Annotated in this window: 29 protein-coding genes; all 29 read left to right on the top strand. The window is 65.2% G+C overall.

Translation table 11 applies throughout. From position 1 onward, the window contains the following. Positions 1-125 precede the first annotated feature (125 nt). The 29 genes from rpsJ to IEW24_RS11930 all read left to right on the top strand — a co-directional run bounded on the left by rpsJ (position 126) and on the right by IEW24_RS11930 (position 18,070). Entirely contained in the window at positions 126-434 is a 309-nt protein-coding gene (gene rpsJ, locus IEW24_RS12070) for a 30S ribosomal protein S10 (protein WP_012113701.1), read from the top strand. A 22-nt stretch (positions 435-456) separates the two neighbouring features. Continuing rightward, positions 457-1,179: a 50S ribosomal protein L3 gene (gene rplC / locus IEW24_RS12065; protein ID WP_188578756.1), complete on the top strand. Its 723-nt coding sequence runs from the start codon at positions 457-459 to the stop codon at positions 1,177-1,179. Next, the gene (gene rplD / locus IEW24_RS12060; RefSeq protein ID WP_188578754.1) at positions 1,179-1,799 is read left to right on the top strand and encodes a 50S ribosomal protein L4; all 621 of its coding nucleotides are present in this window, start codon (positions 1,179-1,181) and stop codon (positions 1,797-1,799) included. The genes rplC and rplD overlap by 1 nt, the downstream gene beginning before the upstream one ends. Then, positions 1,796-2,104 (top strand): 50S ribosomal protein L23, encoded by a 309-nt coding sequence (locus tag IEW24_RS12055; RefSeq protein ID WP_188578752.1) that lies wholly within the window; start codon positions 1,796-1,798, stop codon positions 2,102-2,104. Before rplD ends, IEW24_RS12055 begins: the two co-directional genes overlap by 4 nt. Before the next feature lie 22 nt (positions 2,105-2,126). Further along, the gene (gene rplB / locus IEW24_RS12050; RefSeq protein ID WP_188578750.1) at positions 2,127-2,960 is read left to right on the top strand and encodes a 50S ribosomal protein L2; all 834 of its coding nucleotides are present in this window, start codon (positions 2,127-2,129) and stop codon (positions 2,958-2,960) included. Between the two features lie 11 nt (positions 2,961-2,971). Further along, positions 2,972-3,250, top strand: a complete 279-nt coding sequence (gene rpsS / locus IEW24_RS12045; RefSeq protein WP_188578748.1) for a 30S ribosomal protein S19 — start codon at positions 2,972-2,974, stop codon at positions 3,248-3,250. Between the two features lie 6 nt (positions 3,251-3,256). Continuing rightward, a complete protein-coding gene (gene rplV, locus IEW24_RS12040) occupies positions 3,257-3,637 on the top strand; it encodes a 50S ribosomal protein L22 (protein WP_188578745.1) in 381 nt (126 codons plus the stop codon). Further along, positions 3,637-4,383, top strand: coding sequence for a 30S ribosomal protein S3 (gene rpsC, locus IEW24_RS12035; RefSeq protein ID WP_188578743.1), 747 nt, complete (start codon positions 3,637-3,639; stop codon positions 4,381-4,383). The genes rplV and rpsC overlap by 1 nt, the downstream gene beginning before the upstream one ends. A 28-nt stretch (positions 4,384-4,411) precedes the next feature. Then, positions 4,412-4,825: a 50S ribosomal protein L16 gene (gene rplP, locus IEW24_RS12030; RefSeq protein ID WP_012171073.1), complete on the top strand. Its 414-nt coding sequence runs from the start codon at positions 4,412-4,414 to the stop codon at positions 4,823-4,825. Positions 4,826-4,835: 10 nt separating this feature from the next. Further along, positions 4,836-5,042, top strand: a complete 207-nt coding sequence (gene rpmC, locus IEW24_RS12025; protein ID WP_188578742.1) for a 50S ribosomal protein L29 — start codon at positions 4,836-4,838, stop codon at positions 5,040-5,042. Between the two features lie 7 nt (positions 5,043-5,049). Continuing rightward, positions 5,050-5,298, top strand: coding sequence for a 30S ribosomal protein S17 (gene rpsQ, locus IEW24_RS12020; RefSeq protein ID WP_188578740.1), 249 nt, complete (start codon positions 5,050-5,052; stop codon positions 5,296-5,298). Positions 5,299-5,608: 310 nt separating this feature from the next. After that, positions 5,609-5,977: a 50S ribosomal protein L14 gene (rplN, locus tag IEW24_RS12015; RefSeq protein WP_018390610.1), complete on the top strand. Its 369-nt coding sequence runs from the start codon at positions 5,609-5,611 to the stop codon at positions 5,975-5,977. Continuing rightward, complete coding sequence (rplX, locus tag IEW24_RS12010) at positions 5,977-6,294, top strand: 50S ribosomal protein L24 (protein WP_188578738.1); 318 nt, start codon at positions 5,977-5,979, stop codon at positions 6,292-6,294. The genes rplN and rplX overlap by 1 nt, the downstream gene beginning before the upstream one ends. Continuing rightward, entirely contained in the window at positions 6,287-6,844 is a 558-nt protein-coding gene (gene rplE, locus IEW24_RS12005; protein WP_244644317.1) for a 50S ribosomal protein L5, read from the top strand. Before rplX ends, rplE begins: the two co-directional genes overlap by 8 nt. Positions 6,845-6,974: 130 nt before the next feature. Continuing rightward, the gene (gene rpsN / locus IEW24_RS12000; RefSeq protein ID WP_188578736.1) at positions 6,975-7,280 is read left to right on the top strand and encodes a 30S ribosomal protein S14; all 306 of its coding nucleotides are present in this window, start codon (positions 6,975-6,977) and stop codon (positions 7,278-7,280) included. 10 nt (positions 7,281-7,290) lie between these two features. Beyond that, the gene (gene rpsH, locus IEW24_RS11995) at positions 7,291-7,689 is read left to right on the top strand and encodes a 30S ribosomal protein S8 (RefSeq protein ID WP_188578734.1); all 399 of its coding nucleotides are present in this window, start codon (positions 7,291-7,293) and stop codon (positions 7,687-7,689) included. Between the two features lie 19 nt (positions 7,690-7,708). Next, positions 7,709-8,242, top strand: coding sequence for a 50S ribosomal protein L6 (gene rplF / locus IEW24_RS11990; protein WP_188578732.1), 534 nt, complete (start codon positions 7,709-7,711; stop codon positions 8,240-8,242). Between the two features lie 12 nt (positions 8,243-8,254). Then, on the top strand, positions 8,255-8,617 hold the full coding sequence (gene rplR / locus IEW24_RS11985; protein WP_188578730.1) for a 50S ribosomal protein L18: 363 nt from the start codon (positions 8,255-8,257) through the stop codon (positions 8,615-8,617). 18 nt (positions 8,618-8,635) lie between these two features. Next, the gene (gene rpsE / locus IEW24_RS11980) at positions 8,636-9,193 is read left to right on the top strand and encodes a 30S ribosomal protein S5 (RefSeq protein WP_188578728.1); all 558 of its coding nucleotides are present in this window, start codon (positions 8,636-8,638) and stop codon (positions 9,191-9,193) included. A 29-nt stretch (positions 9,194-9,222) separates the two neighbouring features. Continuing rightward, a complete protein-coding gene (rpmD, locus tag IEW24_RS11975) occupies positions 9,223-9,423 on the top strand; it encodes a 50S ribosomal protein L30 (RefSeq protein WP_188578726.1) in 201 nt (66 codons plus the stop codon). An 11-nt stretch (positions 9,424-9,434) separates the two neighbouring features. Further along, positions 9,435-9,917: a 50S ribosomal protein L15 gene (gene rplO / locus IEW24_RS11970; RefSeq protein ID WP_188578723.1), complete on the top strand. Its 483-nt coding sequence runs from the start codon at positions 9,435-9,437 to the stop codon at positions 9,915-9,917. Positions 9,918-10,252: 335 nt separating this feature from the next. Next, positions 10,253-11,587 carry a preprotein translocase subunit SecY gene (gene secY, locus IEW24_RS11965; RefSeq protein ID WP_188578721.1) on the top strand — a complete coding sequence of 445 codons (1,335 nt, stop codon included), beginning with the start codon at positions 10,253-10,255 and terminating at the stop codon, positions 11,585-11,587. After that, positions 11,584-12,168 carry an adenylate kinase gene (locus IEW24_RS11960; RefSeq protein ID WP_188578719.1) on the top strand — a complete coding sequence of 195 codons (585 nt, stop codon included), beginning with the start codon at positions 11,584-11,586 and terminating at the stop codon, positions 12,166-12,168. The genes secY and IEW24_RS11960 overlap by 4 nt, the downstream gene beginning before the upstream one ends. Positions 12,169-12,378: 210 nt before the next feature. Further along, the gene (gene rpsM, locus IEW24_RS11955; RefSeq protein WP_188578717.1) at positions 12,379-12,747 is read left to right on the top strand and encodes a 30S ribosomal protein S13; all 369 of its coding nucleotides are present in this window, start codon (positions 12,379-12,381) and stop codon (positions 12,745-12,747) included. Between the two features lie 130 nt (positions 12,748-12,877). Further along, the gene (rpsK, locus tag IEW24_RS11950) at positions 12,878-13,267 is read left to right on the top strand and encodes a 30S ribosomal protein S11 (protein WP_188578715.1); all 390 of its coding nucleotides are present in this window, start codon (positions 12,878-12,880) and stop codon (positions 13,265-13,267) included. A gap of 139 nt (positions 13,268-13,406) precedes the next feature. After that, positions 13,407-14,432: a DNA-directed RNA polymerase subunit alpha gene (locus IEW24_RS11945; RefSeq protein ID WP_373870049.1), complete on the top strand. Its 1,026-nt coding sequence runs from the start codon at positions 13,407-13,409 to the stop codon at positions 14,430-14,432. Between the two features lie 75 nt (positions 14,433-14,507). After that, positions 14,508-14,927, top strand: a complete 420-nt coding sequence (gene rplQ / locus IEW24_RS11940; RefSeq protein ID WP_188578713.1) for a 50S ribosomal protein L17 — start codon at positions 14,508-14,510, stop codon at positions 14,925-14,927. Positions 14,928-15,123: 196 nt separating this feature from the next. Beyond that, on the top strand, positions 15,124-16,638 hold the full coding sequence (locus tag IEW24_RS11935; RefSeq protein ID WP_188578711.1) for a DegQ family serine endoprotease: 1,515 nt from the start codon (positions 15,124-15,126) through the stop codon (positions 16,636-16,638). Between the two features lie 124 nt (positions 16,639-16,762). After that, a complete protein-coding gene (locus IEW24_RS11930; protein WP_188578708.1) occupies positions 16,763-18,070 on the top strand; it encodes a replication-associated recombination protein A in 1,308 nt (435 codons plus the stop codon). The last annotated feature ends 62 nt before the right edge of the window (positions 18,071-18,132 follow it).

The raw sequence follows: 18,132 nt of genomic DNA, 5'->3' as shown, positions 1-18,132 counted from the left end.
CTATCCGTGAAGGCGGCCGCACTGTCGGCGCCGGCGTCGTCGCCTCGATCATCGAGTGAAACAATAAGAAACGGGGCCGCGCTGCTCCGCCAGCGCGTCCCTCTTTTTCTTGGAGCCCTTGAGCCATGAACGGCCAGAACATTCGGATCCGCCTTAAGGCGTTCGATCACCGCATCCTCGATGCCTCGACCCGCGAGATCGTCGCCACGGCCAAGCGCACTGGCGCGCAGGTGCGCGGCCCGATTCCGCTGCCGACGCGGATCGAGAAGTTCACCGTCAATCGCTCTCCGCACATCGATAAGAAGTCGCGCGAGCAGTTTGAGATGCGTACTCACAAGCGGTTGCTCGATATCGTCGACCCGACTCCCCAGACCGTGGACGCGCTGATGAAGCTCGACCTCGCCGCTGGCGTCGACGTCGAAATCAAGCTCTGACGTGAGGCGAGGAGACACGACCATGCGGTCAGGCGTCATCGCCCAGAAGCTCGGCATGACTCGCATCTTTACGGATGCGGGTGAGCACCTGCCGGTTACTGTGCTGAAAGTTGAGAGCTGCCAGGTGGTTGCCCACCGTACGCTCGACAAGAATGGCTACGTCGCGGTCCAGCTCGGTGCTGGCAAGCGCAAGCCGAAGAACACCACCAAGGCTGAGCGCGGCAACTTTGCCGTCGCCCAGGTGGAGCCCAAGCGCAAGCTTGCGGAGTTCCGCGTGGACGCCGAGGGCCTGATTCCGGTGGGTGCCGAGATCACTGCTGACCACTTCGTCGTGGGCCAGTATGTGGACGTCACCGGCACCACGATCGGTAAGGGCTTCGCCGGTGGTATGAAGCGGCACAACTTCGGTGGTCTTCGCGCCACCCACGGTGTGTCGATCTCGCATCGTTCGATCGGTTCGACCGGCGGCCGTCAGGACCCGGGCAAGACCTTCAAGAACAAGAAGATGCCTGGCCACATGGGCGACGTCACCGTCACCACCCAGAACCTGAAGGTCGTGATGACCGACGTCGAGCGCGGCCTCATCGCCGTCGAAGGCGCGGTCCCCGGTCACGCCGGCGGCTGGATCATGGTGCGCGACGCGGTGAAGAAGCGTCTGCCGAGCGAGGCTCCCAAGCCGGGCGCGTTCAAGCTGCGCGACGGTGAAGCCGTGGCGGCTCAGGCCACCAACGAGGAGGGCGCGTGATGGAACTCACCGTCAAGACGCTCGACGGCTCTGAAGCCGGCTCGATCTCCCTGTCCGACGCGATCTTCGGCCTTGAGCCGCGCGCGGACATCCTGCACCGCATGGTGACGTGGCAGCTCGCCCGTCGCCAGGCCGGCACGCACCGCACCAAGGGCCGTTCGGAAATCAACCGCACGTCCAAGAAGATGTACAAGCAGAAGGGCACCGGCAACGCCCGTCACGGCGCTGCCTCCGCTCCGCAGTTCCGCGGCGGTGGTCGGGCTTTCGGTCCGGTGGTGCGCTCGCATGCTTTCGATCTGCCCAAGAAGGTCCGCGCTCTTGCTCTCAAGCATGCGCTGTCCTCCAAGGCCAAGGCCGCGCAGATCTTCGTGATCGAGAAGGCCGGTCTGGTCGATCCCAAGACCAAGGGCTTCAAGGATCAGCTGGCGAAGCTCGGCCTCGCGTCGGTGCTGATCATCGATGGCGCCGAGGTCGAGACCAACCTCGCTCTTGCGGCGCGCAACCTCGCTACCGTGGATGTGCTGCCTGTGCAGGGCATCAACGTGTACGACATTCTGCGGCGTGACACCCTGGTTCTGACCCGGGCCGCTGTGGACGCGCTGGAGGCGCGCTTCAAATGAGCCCGCAGGCGAACATCGAGCCGCGTCATTACGACGTGATCCGCTCCCCCGTCATCACCGAAAAGGCGACGGCGCAGAGCGAAGAGAACAAGGTGGTCTTCAACGTGGCCAGCACCGCCACCAAGCCTCAGATCAAAGAGGCGGTGGAGAAGCTGTTCGACGTGAAGGTCAAGAGCGTGAACACGCTGGTCCGCAAGGGCAAGGTGAAGATCTTCCGCGGCCGGAAGGGCGTCCAGAGCGACGTCAAGAAGGCGGTGGTGACCCTCGAAGAGGGCCAGCGGATCGACATCACCACCGGCCTGTGAGTGAAGGAACGGAACTAAGACCATGGCGCTGAAGCATTTCAAGCCGGTCACGCCGGGCCTTCGCCAGCTCGTGATCGTGGACCGCTCCGGCCTTTACAAGGGCAAGCCGGTCAAGACGCTGACCGAGGGCAAGAGCTCCTCGGGCGGCCGCAACAACAACGGTCGCATCACGGTTCGTTTCCGTGGCGGCGGCCACAAGCAGTCGTACCGCATCGTCGACTTCAAGCGCGCCAAGCGTGACGTGGTCGGCACCGTGGAGCGTCTGGAGTACGATCCCAACCGCACCGCCTTCATCGCCCTCATCAAGTATGAGGACGGCGACCTGGCCTACATCCTGGCTCCGCAGCGTCTCAGCGCCGGTGACAAGGTGATCGCCGGCGAGCAGGTGGACGTGAAGCCCGGCAACGCCGCGCCGCTCTCCAATCTCCCCGTTGGCACCATCGTGCACAACGTCGAGATGAAGATCGGCAAGGGTGGCCAGATCGCGCGCTCTGCGGGCTCCTATGCCCAGATCGTCGGTCGTGACCAGGGCTACGTGATCGTGCGCCTGAACTCGGGCGAGCAGCGCCTCATCCACGGCGCGTGCTACGCGACGGTGGGTGCGGTCTCGAACCCGGACCACATGAACATCTCGCTCGGCAAGGCCGGGCGCAGCCGCTGGCTGGGCATCAAGCCGCATAACCGCGGCGTGACCATGAACCCGGTCGACCATCCGCACGGCGGCGGCGAAGGCCGCACCTCTGGCGGTCGTCATCCTGTCACTCCGTGGGGCAAGCCCACGAAGGGCATGAAGACCCGCTCGAACAAGGCGACTGACAAGTTCATTGTCACCAGCCGCCACAAGCGGAAGAAGTGAGGGCCTGACATATGTCGCGCGCAATTTGGAAGGGCCCGTTCGTCGACGGCTATCTGCTCAAGAAGGCAGACGCCGCACGCGCTTCGGGTCGCAACGACACCATCAAGATCTGGAGCCGTCGCTCCACGATCCTTCCCCAGTTCGTGGGTCTCACCTTCGGTGTGTACAACGGCCAGAAGCATGTGCCGGTGTACGTTTCCGAGGACATGGTCGGCCACAAGTTCGGCGAGTTCTCGCCGACCCGTACGTACTACGGGCATGCGGCCGACAAGAAGTCCAAGCGGCGGTGATCAGCCATGGGTAAGCAGGCAACTCCCCGCGCTCTCGCGGACAACGAAGCCAAGGCGATCGCGCGCAACCTGCGCGTCTCGCCCCAGAAGCTCAATCTCGTCGCGGGCCTGATCCGCGGCAAGAAGGTGGCCACCGCCCTGGCGGACCTCGAGTTCTCTCACAAGCGCATTGCGCGCGACGTGAAGAAGTGCCTCGAGAGCGCCATCGCGAACGCCGAAAACAACCACAACCTCGAGGTGGACGACCTGATCGTCGCCGAGGCTCATGTGGGCAAGGGTTTGGTCATGAAGCGGTTCTCGCCGCGTGCGCGCGGTCGCGCCTCGCGCATTGAGAAGCCCTTCGCCCACATCACCATCGTGGTGCGGGAAGTCGAGGAGCGGGCCTGATGGGTCAAAAGGTCAATCCGGTCGGGCTTCGGCTCGGCATCAACCGCACCTGGGACAGCCGCTGGTTCGCCAACAAGGGTGAATACGGCCAGCTGCTCCACGAGGACATCAAGATCCGCAAGATGCTGCTGAAGCAGCTCAAGCAGGCCGCGGTGTCCAAGGTCGTGATCGAGCGCCCGCACAAGAAGTGCCGCGTGACCATCTACTCGGCTCGTCCGGGCGTGGTCATCGGCAAGAAGGGCGCGGACATCGACAAGCTGCGCAAGAAGGTCGCCGACATGACCAAGTCGGAGGTCTTCATCAACATCGTCGAGATCCGCAAGCCGGAAGTCGACGCGCGTCTGGTGGCCGAGTCCATCGCGCAGCAGCTGGAGCGTCGCGTTGCGTTCCGTCGCGCCATGAAGCGGGCCGTTCAGTCGGCCATGCGTCTGGGCGCCGAGGGCATCCGCATCAACTGCTCCGGTCGTCTCGGCGGCGCCGAGATCGCGCGTCTGGAGTGGTACCGCGAGGGCCGCGTTCCGCTGCACACGCTGCGTGCGGACGTGGACTATGGCACCGCCACCGCTTTCACCACCTACGGCACCTGCGGTGTCAAGGTGTGGATCTTCAAGGGCGAGATCCTCGAGCACGATCCCATGGCTGTCGACAAGCGCATGGCGAGCGAGGCTGAAGGTCCGTCCAGCGGCCGTCCGCCGCGCCGTGACCGTGATCGCGACCAGGGTCGCGACCGCGACCACGCGGCGTGATCCGGTCGGCATAGGAAAGGCGTAAGCCATGCTGCAACCCAAGCGCACGAAGTTCCGTAAGCAGTTCAAGGGCCGTATCCACGGCGTTGCGAAGGGCGGCACGGAACTGAATTTCGGTGAATTCGGCCTCAAGGCTCTTGAGCCCGAGCGTGTCACCGCCCGCCAGATCGAAGCCGCGCGTCGCGCGCTCACCCGTCACATGAAGCGTGCGGGCCGGGTGTGGATCCGCGTCTTCCCCGACGTGCCCGTCACCTCCAAGCCCACCGAAGTTCGAATGGGTAAGGGTAAGGGCGCGCCGGAATACTGGGCGGCCAAGGTCAAGCCCGGCCGCATCATGTTCGAGATCGACGGCGTGCCCGTGGATCTGGCCCGTGAGGCGCTGACCCTCGCGGCTGCCAAGCTGCCCATCAAGACGCGCTTCATTCAGCGCATCGCCGAGTGAGGAGAGGGTCATGAAAGCCGAGGACGTTCGGGCCCTCAGCCCCGACCAGCTCAGCGATGAGCTGCTGAAGCTGAAGAAGGAACAGTTCAACCTGCGTTTCCAGAAGGCCACCGGCCAGCAGGAAAACACGGCGCGGACGAAGGAGATTCGCAAGGACATCGCGCGGATCAAGACGGTGCAGAGCGCCAAGCGCGCCGCTGCTGCCAACGTGAAGTGAGGGAACGATGCCGAAGCGCGTGCTCCAGGGCGTCGTGGTGAGCGACAAGCAGGACAAGACCGTGGTGGTCCGGGTGGAGCGTCGCTTCACCCATCCGCTGCTGAAGAAGACCGTTCGTCGGTCCAAGAAGTATCATGCCCATGACGAGGCCAACGCCTGGTCGACCGGCGATACGGTGTGGATCGAGGAGCATCGGCCCCTGTCGAAGCTGAAGAACTGGATCGTGGTCCAGGGCGAGAAGCGCGCCGAGGCCTGAGATCGGTGACAAACACCGTTCATGGGAGTTGCGCATGCAATTCCTATGGACGGTGACGCCGTCTCTGTTTAAGGAGTGGGGCGCGATTCACTCCGGGTGCCGGAAGCAGCTTTGTTTCCCGCATCCTTGATCGCGTTTCAGCGAACGCTCCGGTGCTGGGTCCGTCGCCTTCGGGCCTCCCAAGTTTGGGAGGATCGGGTCGAGTGGAGACCGCATTGCGGCGAAAACCGTGTTCCGATGAGCGGGCACGGCAGTGTGGAAGAGCAATGCCGGTTAAACGGCAGCTCTGGATGACGAGAGCAGGTGCGTCATGATCCAGATGCAGACCAATCTCGACGTGGCGGACAATTCCGGTGCGCGTCGCGTCATGTGCATCAAGGTGCTGGGCGGCTCGAAGCGGAAGTATGCTCATGTGGGCGACATCATCGTGGTGTCGGTCAAGGAAGCCATTCCGCGCGGGCGTGTGAAGAAGGGCGATGTGATGAAGGCGGTCGTGGTTCGCACGGCCAAGGACATCCGCCGCGTCGACGGTTCTGTGATCCGCTTCGACCGCAATGCGGCCGTGCTGATCAACAACAACAAGGAGCCCGTCGGCACCCGTATCTTCGGACCGGTTCCGCGCGAGCTTCGCGCCAAGAACCACATGAAGATCATCTCGCTGGCGCCGGAGGTGCTGTGATGGCCGCGAAGATCAAGAAGGGCGACAAGGTCGTCGTCCTCACCGGCCGCGACAAGGGTCGCACCGGCGAGGTGCTTCAGGTGATGCCGAAGGAAGAGCGTGCGCTCGTCCGCGGCGTGAATATCGTCAAGCGCCATCAGCGCCAGACGGCGCAGGCCGAGGGCGGGATCATCTCCAAGGAGGCTCCCATCCACCTGTCGAACATCGCGGTCGCTGACCCGAAGGACGGCAAGGCCACCCGCGTGGCGTTCCAGGTGCTGGAAGACGGGACCAAGGTCCGCGTGGCCAAGCGTTCCGGGGAGAAGATCGATGGCTGAGGCCACTTATACCCCGCGTCTGCGCACGTTCTATGACGACGTGGTGCGCGCGAAGCTGATCGAAGAGTTCGGCTACAAGAACACCATGCAGGTCCCGACGATCGAGAAGATCGTGATCAACATGGGCGTTGGCGAGGCCACGGCCGACACCAAGAAGGTGACGACCGCCGCTGCCGACCTGGCGAAGATCGCCGGCCAGAAGCCGGTTCTGACCCGCGCCCGCAAGGCGATCTCGAACTTCAAGCTGCGTGAAAACCAGCCGGTGGGCGCCAAGGTGACCCTCCGCCAGGCGCGCATGTACGAATTCATGGACCGCCTGATCACGGTCGCGCTGCCGCGCGTTCGCGATTTCCGCGGCCTGAACCCGAAGAGCTTCGACGGCCGTGGCAACTACGCCATGGGCATGAAGGAGCACATCGTGTTCCCCGAGATCAACTATGACCAGGTCGAGCAGATCTGGGGCATGGACATCATCGTGTGCACGACCGCGAAGACGGATGACGAGGCCCGCGCCCTGCTGCGCGCCTTTAACTTCCCCTTCCGCCAGTGACAGTATAGAAGGGGCGCGGCGCTCCGCTCTTGCGGGCGTGCCGAACCCCTTCATTCGTTGACGGGTTTTGATTTTCCGGCAGTGGGGGATGTGGAAACGCACCCTCAGACGCGGAGAACAGGAGCAAGACATGGCGAAGAAAAGCGCGATCGAGACCAACGAGCGTCGCCGCAAGCTCTCGCAGAGCAAGGCGGCCAAGCGCGCGGGTCTGAAGGCGATCGTGAATGACAAGACGCTGCCGATCGAGGAGCGCTTCGCGGCGACCCTCAAGCTGGCGGAAATGCCGCGCAACTCGGCTCGTATCCGGGTGCGCAATCGCTGCGAGGTCACTGGCCGTCCGCGTGCGTTCTATCGGAAGTTGAAGATGAGCCGCGTCGCGCTGCGCGAACTCGGTAACCAGGGCCTCGTTCCGGGCCTTGTGAAGTCGAGCTGGTGAGGGAGGTCCGATGTCCATCAATGATCCCATCGGCGACCTGATCACCCGCATCCGCAACGCCCAGATGCGCCGCAAGGACAAGACCTCCACGCCGGGGTCCAGCCTGCGCGCCAGCCTTCTCAACGTCCTGCGCGACGAAGGCTACATCCGCGGCTACACCACCACCGACCATGGCAATGGCCGTACCGAGTTCGAGATCGAGCTCAAGTACTTCGACGGTCAGCCGGTGATCCGTGAGATCGCCCGTGTCTCGAAGCCCGGCCGCCGCGTGTACGTCTCTGTGAAGGCGCTCCCGCGTGTTGCCAACGGCCTCGGCATTGCCGTTGTGTCCACGCCCCAGGGCGTGATGGCGGACCACGACGCTCGCGACAAGAATGTCGGCGGCGAAGTGCTCTGCACCGTGTTCTGACCAGGCGACGGAGAGAGACATGTCGAAGATCGGCAAGCATCCCGTCGCCATTCCCGCCGGCGTCACTGCCAGCGTGGAAGGCCAGACGGTCAAGGTAAAGGGCCCCAAGGGCGCCCTCGAGGTGGTCCTCGTCGAGGAGATCCAGGCCAAGCTGGAAGGCTCCGAGCTGCAGGTCACCATGCGCGGCGAGAGCAATCGTCACAAGTCCATGTGGGGCATGTCCCGCACGCTGGTGTCGAACCTCGTCGAAGGCGTGACCAAGGGCTTCGAGAAGAAGCTCGAGATCACCGGCGTCGGCTACAAGGCCGCCATCCAGGGCAAGACCCTCAACCTCTCGCTCGGCTACAGCCACGACGTGCTGTACCCGATCCCGGAAGGCATCCAGATCGCGGCTCCCAAGCCGACCGAGCTGATTGTCTCTGGCATCGACAAGCAGCAGGTGGGTCAGGTCGCGGCCGAGATCCGCGAATTCCGCGGCCCCGAGCCCTACAAGGGCAAGGGCGTCAAGTACGCTGGCGAATTCATCTTCCGCAAGGAAGGTAAGAAGAAGTAACGGAGGCGAACCATGGCTAAAGATCTGGACGCGGTCCAGCGCCGCAAGGCCAAGGTCCGCCGCGCAATCCGCGCTGCTGCCAACGGGCGTCCCCGCCTGTCGGTGCATCGGACCTCACAGCACATCTATGCGCAGATCATCGATGACGCGAAGGGTGAGACCCTGGTCTCCGCCTCGAGCCTCGAGAAGGACCTGCGCTCCTCGCTCAAGACCGGCGCTGACGTCGATGCCGCTACGGCCATCGGCAAGCTGGTCGCCGAGCGGGCCGTCGCGAAGGGCGTGACGTCGGTCGTGTTCGACCGCGGTGCTTACATCTATCATGGGCGCGTCAAGGCGCTCGCTGAGGGCGCCCGCGAAGGCGGCCTTCAGTTCTGACGCGAAGGACGTAGCGAAATGGCCCGTGAAAGGGAACACCGCGGAGATCGCGAGGATCGCGACAACACGTTTGTGGACAAGCTGGTCCACATCAACCGTGTCGCGAAGGTTGTGAAGGGTGGTCGTCGCTTCGGCTTCGCCGCTCTGGTTATCGTCGGCGACCAGAAGGGTCGCGTCGGCTTCGGTCACGGCAAGGCGCGTGAAGTGCCGGAAGCCATCCGCAAGGCCACGGAGAGCGCCAAGCGCGCTCTCATCCGTGTGCCGCTGCGCGAAGGCCGGACCCTGCACCACGACGTGCATGGTCATCACGGCGCCGGCAAGGTCATCCTGCGCGCTGCGCCTGCGGGTACCGGCATCATCGCCGGCGGTCCGATGCGCGCCGTGTTCGAGACCCTCGGCGTCCATGACGTGGTGGCGAAGTCCTTCGGGTCTTCCAACCCCTACAACATGGTTCGCGCCACTTTCGACGCTTTGACCAACCAGGACAGCCCGCGTTCGGTCGCGGCCCGTCGTGGTCTCAAGGTTTCCCAGCTCCAGTCCCGCCGCCGCGTCGAAGACGCCGAAGCGACCGACTGAGCCCAGGCCGCATCTGAAAGGATAACGCCATGGCTAAGGCGTCTGAAACCAAGACCGTCACCGTGGAGCAGGTCGGTTCGCCGATCCGCCGTCCGGGCGACCAGCGTGCGACGCTGGTCGGTCTGGGCCTCAACAAGCGGCACCGTCGCTCCACCCTGCAGGATACTCCGGCCGTGCGCGGCATGATCGCGAAGGTCCAGCATCTCGTGCGCGTCGTCGCGGACGAGTGAGGGGAAGCGAGATGAAGCTCGACGAAATCAGGGACAACGACGGCGCGCGCAAGAAGCGCATGCGCGTCGGCCGGGGCATCGGCTCCGGCAAGGGCAAGACCGGTGGTCGCGGCGTGAAGGGTCAGAAGGCCCGGACCGGCGTGGCGATCAAGGGCTTTGAAGGTGGTCAGATGCCCCTGCATCGGCGTCTGCCGAAGCGTGGCTTCCACAACATCTTCGCGCTCGACTTCAACGAAGTGACGCTCGGCCGCATCCAGACCGCGATTGACGCGGGCAAGCTGGATGCCTCGCAGCCCGTCACTGAGGCCGCCCTGGTGGCGGCCGGCGTCCTGCGCCGCGCCAAGGATGGCGTGCGCGTTCTGGGCACGGGTGAACTGACCACCAAGGTGTCGCTGGACGTGGCCTATGCCACCAAGTCGGTGACTGCGGTGATCGAGAAGCTGGGCGGCACCGTCAAGGTGGCGCAGAAGGCCGAGGCCGCCGAGGCGGTCTGAGGTTTTCGAGCCAAGGAACAGGCCCCGGAGCAATCCGGGGCTTTTCCGCGTCTGGAGGGATGCATCTCTCCGGCGCATTGCGGCAGGGAAGGGCGGCTCCGTGGAGCGGGCCTTTCCGTTTTCGGCGCGGGCCGTGTCATCTCGGCTATAGATGCACCGGCCGAACCCGGCTAAGACCAAAAGGGGAGGGGATTCGCCCGTGCGGATCCATGGCCTGCGGTCAAGGCGTCTTTCGGTTTTTTGAGCGGCGCGCGCTTCTTCGGGGCTGACGCGACGCCATTACGCCTCCCATCTAATGCCCGCCCCCAATCGCGGCGGCGGAAGCGGAGCAAGGCATGGTCTCGGCGGCCGAACAACTCGCGGCAAATCTGAATTTCGGTGCCCTCGGCAAGGCCGAGGAGCTGAAGAAGCGCATCTGGTTCACGCTGGGCGCGCTCATCGTCTTCCGGCTCGGCACCTACATCCCGCTGCCCGGCATCAATCCGGACGCGCTTTCCGGCGTGTTCCAGAATGCGCAGCAGGGCATCATCGGCCTGTTCAACATGTTCTCCGGCGGTGCCGTCGAGCGCATGGCGATCTTCGCGCTGAACATCATGCCGTACATCTCGGCCTCCATCATCGTGCAGCTCCTGACGACGGTCTCCCCGACGCTGGAAGCGCTGAAGAAGGAAGGCGAGGCCGGCCGCAAGAAGATCAACCAGTACACGCGCTACCTGACGGTGGTGCTGGCGGTGTTCCAGGCCTATGGCATCGCCGTCGGCCTCGAGAGCCAGCCCGGCGTCGTGTCCGATCCCGACTGGTTCTTCCGCATCTCGACCGTGATCACGCTGACCGGCGGCACCATGTTCATGATGTGGCTGGGTGAGCAGATCACCTCGCGCGGCATCGGCAACGGCACGTCGCTGATCATCTTCGGCGGCATCGTCGCCGAGCTGCCGGGCGCCTTTGTGCGCACGCTCGAACTGGGCCGTCAGGGCGCCATCTCGACCGTGATCATCCTCGGCGTGCTGGCCATGGCGGTCGTGATCATCGCCTTCATCGTGTTCATGGAGCGCGCCCAGCGCCGGCTGCTGATCCAGTATCCGAAGCGCCAGGTGGGCAATAAGCTCTATGAGGGCCAGTCCTCGCATCTGCCGCTGAAGCTGAACACGGCCGGCGTCATCCCGCCGATCTTCGCTTCCTCGCTGCTGCTGATCCCGACCACCATCGCCAGCTTCATGCAGGGCACGGGGCCGGAATGGCTGAACCGCATCACGGCGCTGCTCGCCCATGGCCAGCCGCTCTACATGACGCTGTATGTGGCTCTGATCCTGTTCTTCTGCTTCTTCTACACCGCCATCGTGTTCAACCCGGTGGAAACGGCCGACAATCTGAAGAAGCACGGCGGCTTCATCCCCGGCATCCGTCCGGGCGAGCGTACCGCCGAATACATCGACTACGTGCTGACCCGGATCACGGTGGTGGGCGCAGCCTACATCGCGGCAGTTTGCCTCTTCCCCGAACTGCTGATTTCATACGCGGCCCTGCCGTTCTACTTTGGCGGCACGTCGCTGCTGATCGTGGTCAGCGTGACCATGGACACGGTGTCCCAGATCCAGGGGCATCTCTTGGCCCATCAATACGAAGGCTTGGTCAAGAAATCCAAGCTGCGCGGGGGGAGACGGAAATGAGGCTGGTACTGCTGGGACCGCCCGGGGCGGGCAAGGGCACCCAGGCGCAGCGGCTCGTTACGCGCCACGGCATCGTCCAGCTTTCGACCGGTGACATGCTGCGCGCCGCCGTTGCGGCCGAGACCCCGGTGGGACTGAAGGCCAAGGCGGCCATGGAGTCCGGCGGCCTCGTCTCCGACGAGATCGTCATCGGCATCATCGCCGAGCGGCTGGAGCATGAGGATGCCCGCAAGGGCTTCATCCTCGACGGCTTCCCGCGCACGGTGGCTCAGGCCGACGCCCTCTCCGCCATGCTCAAGGAGAAGGGCCTCAAGCTCGACGCCGTCATCGAGCTGAAGGTGGACCAGGCCAAGCTGCTGGACCGGATCCTCAACCGCGCGGCCGAAACCCGCGCGCGTGGCGAGCAGGTGCGCAAGGACGACGATCCGGAAGTCTTCAAGACCCGGCTCGAAGCCTACAATCGCGATACCGCCATCGTGGCGCCCTATTATGCCGAGCGCGGCCAGCTTCAGCAGATCGACGGCATGCGGCCGATCGACGAAGTGACCCGGGCCATCGACTCGATTCTCGAGACGGTCTGATCAGAATCCAGTCCCTGCGCCATTTTTGACGCGGGGATTGACAGGGAAGGTTAAAACGCGTAATCGCGCACCTTCCTTTCGAGATCCGTGCCTGTCGCTCTTCCGGAAAGAGGAGCGGCGCGCACGGTTTGTTGTCATCTCCGCACGGGCCGGGCTCCACCGGACGCGGGGCAGAACACCGCCTTCACCGGCGGTCAGATGGAGAGAGCAGTGGCTCGTATTGCAGGCGTAAACATCCCGACCAACAAGCGCGTCGTCATCGCGCTCCAGTACATTCACGGCATCGGCGCCAAGAAGGCCGAAGAGATCGTGACCAAGGTTGGCATCCCGGCCGAGCGCCGCGTGAACCAGCTGTCGGACGCCGAAGTGCTTCAGATCCGCGAGACGATCGACCGCGATTACATCGTGGAAGGCGATCTGCGCCGCGAAGTGGCGATGAACATCAAGCGCCTCATGGACCTCGGTTGCTACCGTGGCCTGCGTCATCGCCGTGGCCTGCCGGTGCGCGGCCAGCGCACCCACACCAACGCCCGCACCCGCAAGGGTCCGGCGAAGGCCATCGCCGGCAAGAAGAAGTGATCCGCGGCTAATACCCGCAGGTTTCGGGGGAGGCCGGATCCGGCCTTCCCTTTTCCCTTTGGATGCCCGCAGTGGGCACCCATTCCCGAGCGCCTGGAGCTACGGGCGCGCCTGAAGGATTTGAAGAGATATGGCTAAGGAAGCAGCCCGCGTTAAGCGCCGCGAGCGGAAGAACATCGCCTCGGGCGTTGCGCATGTGAATGCCTCGTTCAACAACACCATGATCACCATCACCGACGCGCAGGGGAACACCATCTCCTGGTCGTCCGCCGGTGCCATGGGCTTCAAGGGCTCGCGCAAGTCCACCCCGTTCGCCGCGCAGATGGCGGCCGAGGATGCGGCCCGCAAGGCGGCCGAGCACGGCATGCGTACCCTGGAAGTGGAAGTGTCCGGCCCCGGTTCGGGACGTGAGTCCGCCCTGCGCGCCCTGCAGGCCGCCGGCTTCCTCGTCACCTCGATCCGCGACGTGACGCCGATCCCGCACAACGGCTGCCGTCCGCGCAAGCGCCGGCGCGTCTGAGCGTGCCAACGGCCCGCGGGATGTTCCCGGCGGGCCTCTGCTCGGTTCCTCCCCGGCGAGCGGGACGGGCCGGCGCCTCACAGGTTTCTGGCTCGCCAGCAAAGACTGTTCGAGTGCCGCCGCCCGGCGAGAAGGCAAGGTGACGCAAGTGATTCAGAAGAACTGGCAAGAGCTGATCAAGCCCGAGAAGCTGCAGGTGACTGCCGGCCGCGACCCCAAGCGCCTCGCCACCGTCGTGGCCGAGCCGCTCGAGCGCGGTTTCGGCATGACGCTCGGCAATGCGCTCCGTCGCATCCTGCTGTCGTCCCTTCAGGGCGCGGCGGTGACGTCGGTGCACATCGATGGCGTGCTGCACGAGTTTTCGTCCATTCCGGGCGTGCGTGAAGACGTGACCGACATCATCCTCAACGTGAAGGATGTGGCCATCAAGATGCAGGGCGATGGCCCCAAGCGTCTCGTGGCAAAGAAGAACGGCCCCGGCGTGCTGCTCGCCGGTGACATCCAGACCGTGGGCGACATCCAGATCCTCAACCCCAACCTCGTGCTCTGCACGCTGGACGAGGGCGCGGAACTGCGCATCGAGTTCACCGTGGACACCGGCAAGGGTTATGTGGCTGCCGAGCGCAACCGCCCCGAGGATGCCCCGATCGGCCTGATCCCGATCGACAGCCTCTACTCCCCGGTGCGCAAGGTCTCCTACAAGGTCGAGAACACCCGCGAGGGTCAGATCCTCGACTATGACAAGCTGACCATGCAGATCGAGACCGACGGCTCGGTGTCGGCCGAGGACGCGCTCGCTTATGCCGCGCGCATCCTGCAGGACCAGCTCGAGATCTTCGTCAACTTCGAGGAGCCGAAGCGCGAGAGCGAGTCGGCCGCCATCCAGGAACTGCCCTTCAACCCGGCGCTCCTGAAGAAGGTGGACGAACTCGAACTGTCGGTGCGTTCGGCGAACTGCCTGAAGAACGACAACATCGTCTACATCGGCGACCTGATCCAGAAGAGCGAGACGGAGATGCTCCGCACGCCGAATTTCGGCCGGAAGTCGCTCAACGAGATCAAGGAAGTGCTGGCCTCCATGGGCCTGCACCTCGGCATGGAAGTGCCGGGCTGGCCGCCGGAAAACATCGAAGAGCTCGCGAAGCGCTTCGAGGACCATTACTGACCCCATTCACCCCGCGGCTCGAGCCGCTTAACCCACTCGGCTCGAAACGCCGGAGGCATTTAGGAGTTCGCCGTCATGCGTCACGGCAAGGTACATCGCAAGTTCAACCGCACCGCCGAGCATCGCAAGGCGATGTTCATGAATCTCAGCCAGGCGCTCATCACGCACGAGCAGATCGTCACCACCCTGCCCAAGGCCAAGGACCTGCGTCCCGTGGTCGAGAAGCTGGTGACGCTCGCCCGTCGCGGCGATCTGCACGCCCGCCGTCAGGCCATCGCCGAGCTGCGCGACATCTCCGTCGTGAAGAAGCTCTTCGACGTGCTGGCGCCCCGCTACAAGGGCCGTCCGGGTGGCTACACCCGCATCATCAAGGCGGGCTTCCGTCATGGTGACAACACCGCCGTGGCGGTGATCGAGTTCGTGGACCGCGACGTGGACGCCAAGGGCGCCGCCGACCGCGCCCGCACCGAGGCGGCCGAAGCCGCCGCGGCCTGATTGGCGCGCCGGGCTGGACCCGGCTTGCCTCTCGGAACGTTCAAGAAGGGCGGCCTCACGGCCGCCCTTCTTTCGTTTCAACTGCATCGTGACAGAAGAGGGAATCGCGACCGCACCTGCGGTTGCTCCCTCCTGCCCATGCATGAAGGCCGTCCCGCCCGCGCGGCGGGGCCGCCGGTACCGGAGATGACTGGCCATGGTATCTGCCGCTGTTCGTTCCTGGGTCAGCGCCGCCCTTGCGGCTGGCGCACTGGTGGGAGGCCTCGGGGTCGCCGTCGCGGAGCAGGTGGAGCACGCCGAGCGGGCCCGGCAGGCGCAGCAACTGGCGCAGGTGATCCCGCCGTCCCAGCCTCCGGCCTCGGCGGGAGCGCAGGTGCCGTCCTCCGCGGGGGCCATCACCCTGTCCTTCGCGCCGGTCGCTTCCCGCACCGCGCCGGCCGTGGTGAATGTCTATGCGCTGAAGACCGCGCAGCAGCGCACCAATCCCTTCATGGACGATCCCTTCTTCCGCCGCTTCTTCGGCGGCGGGCCGGGTGGCCCCGGTTTCGGTGCGCCCGAGCGCATGCAGCGCTCGCTGGGGTCGGGCGTGATCGTCGATCCGTCGGGCCTCGTGATCACCAACCACCACGTCATCGAGGGGGCGGACCAGATCCGTATCGCGCTCAATGACAAGCGCGAGTTCGATGCCGAGGTGGTGCTCTCCGACCAGCGGACGGACCTTGCGGTGCTCCGCATCAAGGACGGCGGCGGCAAGTTCCCGGCGCTGGAGATCGGCAATTCGGATGAATTGCAGGTAGGCGACCTGATCCTCGCCATCGGCGATCCCTTCGGCGTCGGCCAGACGGTGACGCAGGGCATCGTCTCCGCGCTCGCCCGCACGCAGGTGGGTGTGTCGGACTATCAGTTCTTCATCCAGACCGATGCCGCCATCAATCCGGGCAATTCCGGCGGCGCGCTCGTGGACATGGCGGGCCGTCTGGTGGGCATCAACACCGCCATCTATTCGCGTTCGGGCGGCTCGCACGGCATCGGCTTCTCCATCCCCTCCAACATGGTGAAGGTGGTGGTGGAATCGGCGAAGGCCGGCAGCAAGAGCGTGCGCCGGCCCTGGCTGGGGGCGAAGCTCCAGCGGGTGACGCCGGAGATCGCCGAGAGCCTCGGCCTGCCGCGCCCGACTGGCGTGCTGGTGCAGTCGCTCTATCCCAATGGCCCCGCCGCCAAGGCTGGGCTGAAGGTGGGCGATCTCATCGTCAGCGTGGAAGGGCAGGGCATCGACGATCCGCAGACGCTGAACTACCGCTTCGGCACTCGCGCTATCGGCGGCAAGGCCACGGTCGGCATCGTGCGGCAGGGCAAGCCCACGGACGTGTCCATGGTGCTGGAGAGCGCGCCGGAGCGGAACAAGCAGGATGAAGTGGTGCTCGGCGGCCGTTCCCCCTTCAATGGCGCGCGGGTGGCGGATGCCTCGCCGGGGCTGGCGGATGAGCTGCGCCTCGATGTGGATGAGGGCGTCGTGGTGGTGGCCAGCGTGATGCAGCAATCGACTGCCGATGCGGCTGGCTTCCGTCCGGGCGACATCATTCTCGAGGTGAACGGCGCGCGTATCGGCACCGTGAAGGATCTCGTTGGGGCTACCCGCACCCCGGCCCGCGCCTGGCGCGTGACCGTGGTGCGGGGCGGACGCACCATCACCGCCGTTCTGCCGGGCTGAGTCGCGGGCAGGCATGAGACCAAGCCCTCTCCCGGTCGCGGGGGAGGGCACCTGTCGCGCCGGGGATGAGCGGCGTGCACGTTCATGAGGGCGGCGGCCTCAGCCGGTGCCGCGGAGAGATGAGATGACCCTGTCGCTGTTCGAGGACACTGCACCGCGCCCCCTGGCGGAGGTGCTGCGCCCGCAGCGGCTGGAGGATGTGATCGGGCAGGAGCATCTGCTCGGTCCCGACGGCCCCATCGGCCGCATGGTGAAGGGCAAGCGCCTGTCCTCCTTCATCCTCTGGGGGCCGCCCGGTTCGGGCAAGACCACCATCGCCCGCCTCGTCGCCAAGGGCATGGGACTGGAGTTCGTGCAGCTCTCCGCCGTGCTCTCCGGCGTCGCCGATCTGCGCAAGGTGGTGGAAGCAGCGCGCAGCCTGCGCACCGGCGCCGGCAAGCAGACTGCCGTGTTCGTGGATGAGCTGCACCGCTTCAACCGCACCACGCAGGATGCGCTGCTCCCCCATGTGGAGGACGGCACCATCGTGCTGATCGGCGCCACCACGGAGAACCCGAGTTTCTCCATGGTGGCGGCCCTGCTCTCCCGGGCGAAGGTCTATGTGCTGAAGCGGCTGGAGCAGCCGGCCCTCATGGGCCTGCTGAAGAGGGCCGAAACCCATTCCGGCCGCCGCCTGCCGCTGGATGCCGATGCCCGCGCCGCCCTCACCGAGATGGCCGACGGCGACGGCCGCTACATGCTCGGCCTCGTGGAGGAGCTTCTGGCGCTTCCCGAGGGGCCGGACCTCGATGTGGCGGGCCTTGCCCAGACCGTGCAGAAGCGTGCACCCGTCTATGACAAGGGCCAGGAGGAGCATTACAATCTGCTCTCCTGCTTCCACAAAAGCCTGCGCGGTTCGGATGTGAATGCGGCCATGTACTGGGCGGCGCGCATGATGACCGGCGGCGAGGATCCCGGCACCATCTTCCGCCGTCTCGCCTGCTGTGCCTCCGAGGATGTGGGCATGGCCGATCCGCAGGCCATGCCGCAGGTGGTGGCGGCCTGGACGGCGTTCGAGCGCGTGGGCTGGCCGGAAGGTCGGCTGTTCATGGCGCAGGCCATCGCCTATGTGGCCACCGCGCCGAAATCGAACGCCGCTTATGCCGCCTTCAATGCGGCGCTGTCGCTGGCGCAGCAGACCGGCTCGCTGACGCCGCCCAAATCCATCCTCAACGCCCCCACCAAGCTCATGAAGGAGCTCGGTTATCATGAGGGCTATCGCTACGACCACGATTATCCGGATGCTTATGCGGGGCAGGAATTCTTCCCCGACCAGCTCTCCGGGCCGAACCGCCCACAGCTCTATCAGCCCAACGAACGCGGCTTCGAGCGGGACGTGAAGAAGCGCCTCGACTATTGGGCGAAGCTGAAGGCGGACCGTCAGCGCGACTGAGCCGGGGGGGCCGCTGCCGTGCGGGTGCGAAGGCCGGGACAGCGCGGTTGTGCTCTGTCTAT

Source organism: Azorhizobium oxalatiphilum (assembly GCF_014635325.1).
In the GTDB taxonomy this organism is placed as follows: domain Bacteria; phylum Pseudomonadota; class Alphaproteobacteria; order Rhizobiales; family Xanthobacteraceae; genus Azorhizobium; species Azorhizobium oxalatiphilum.
Note: the sequence above shows the minus strand (reverse complement) of the source record. Positions and strands in the feature narration are given on the sequence as shown.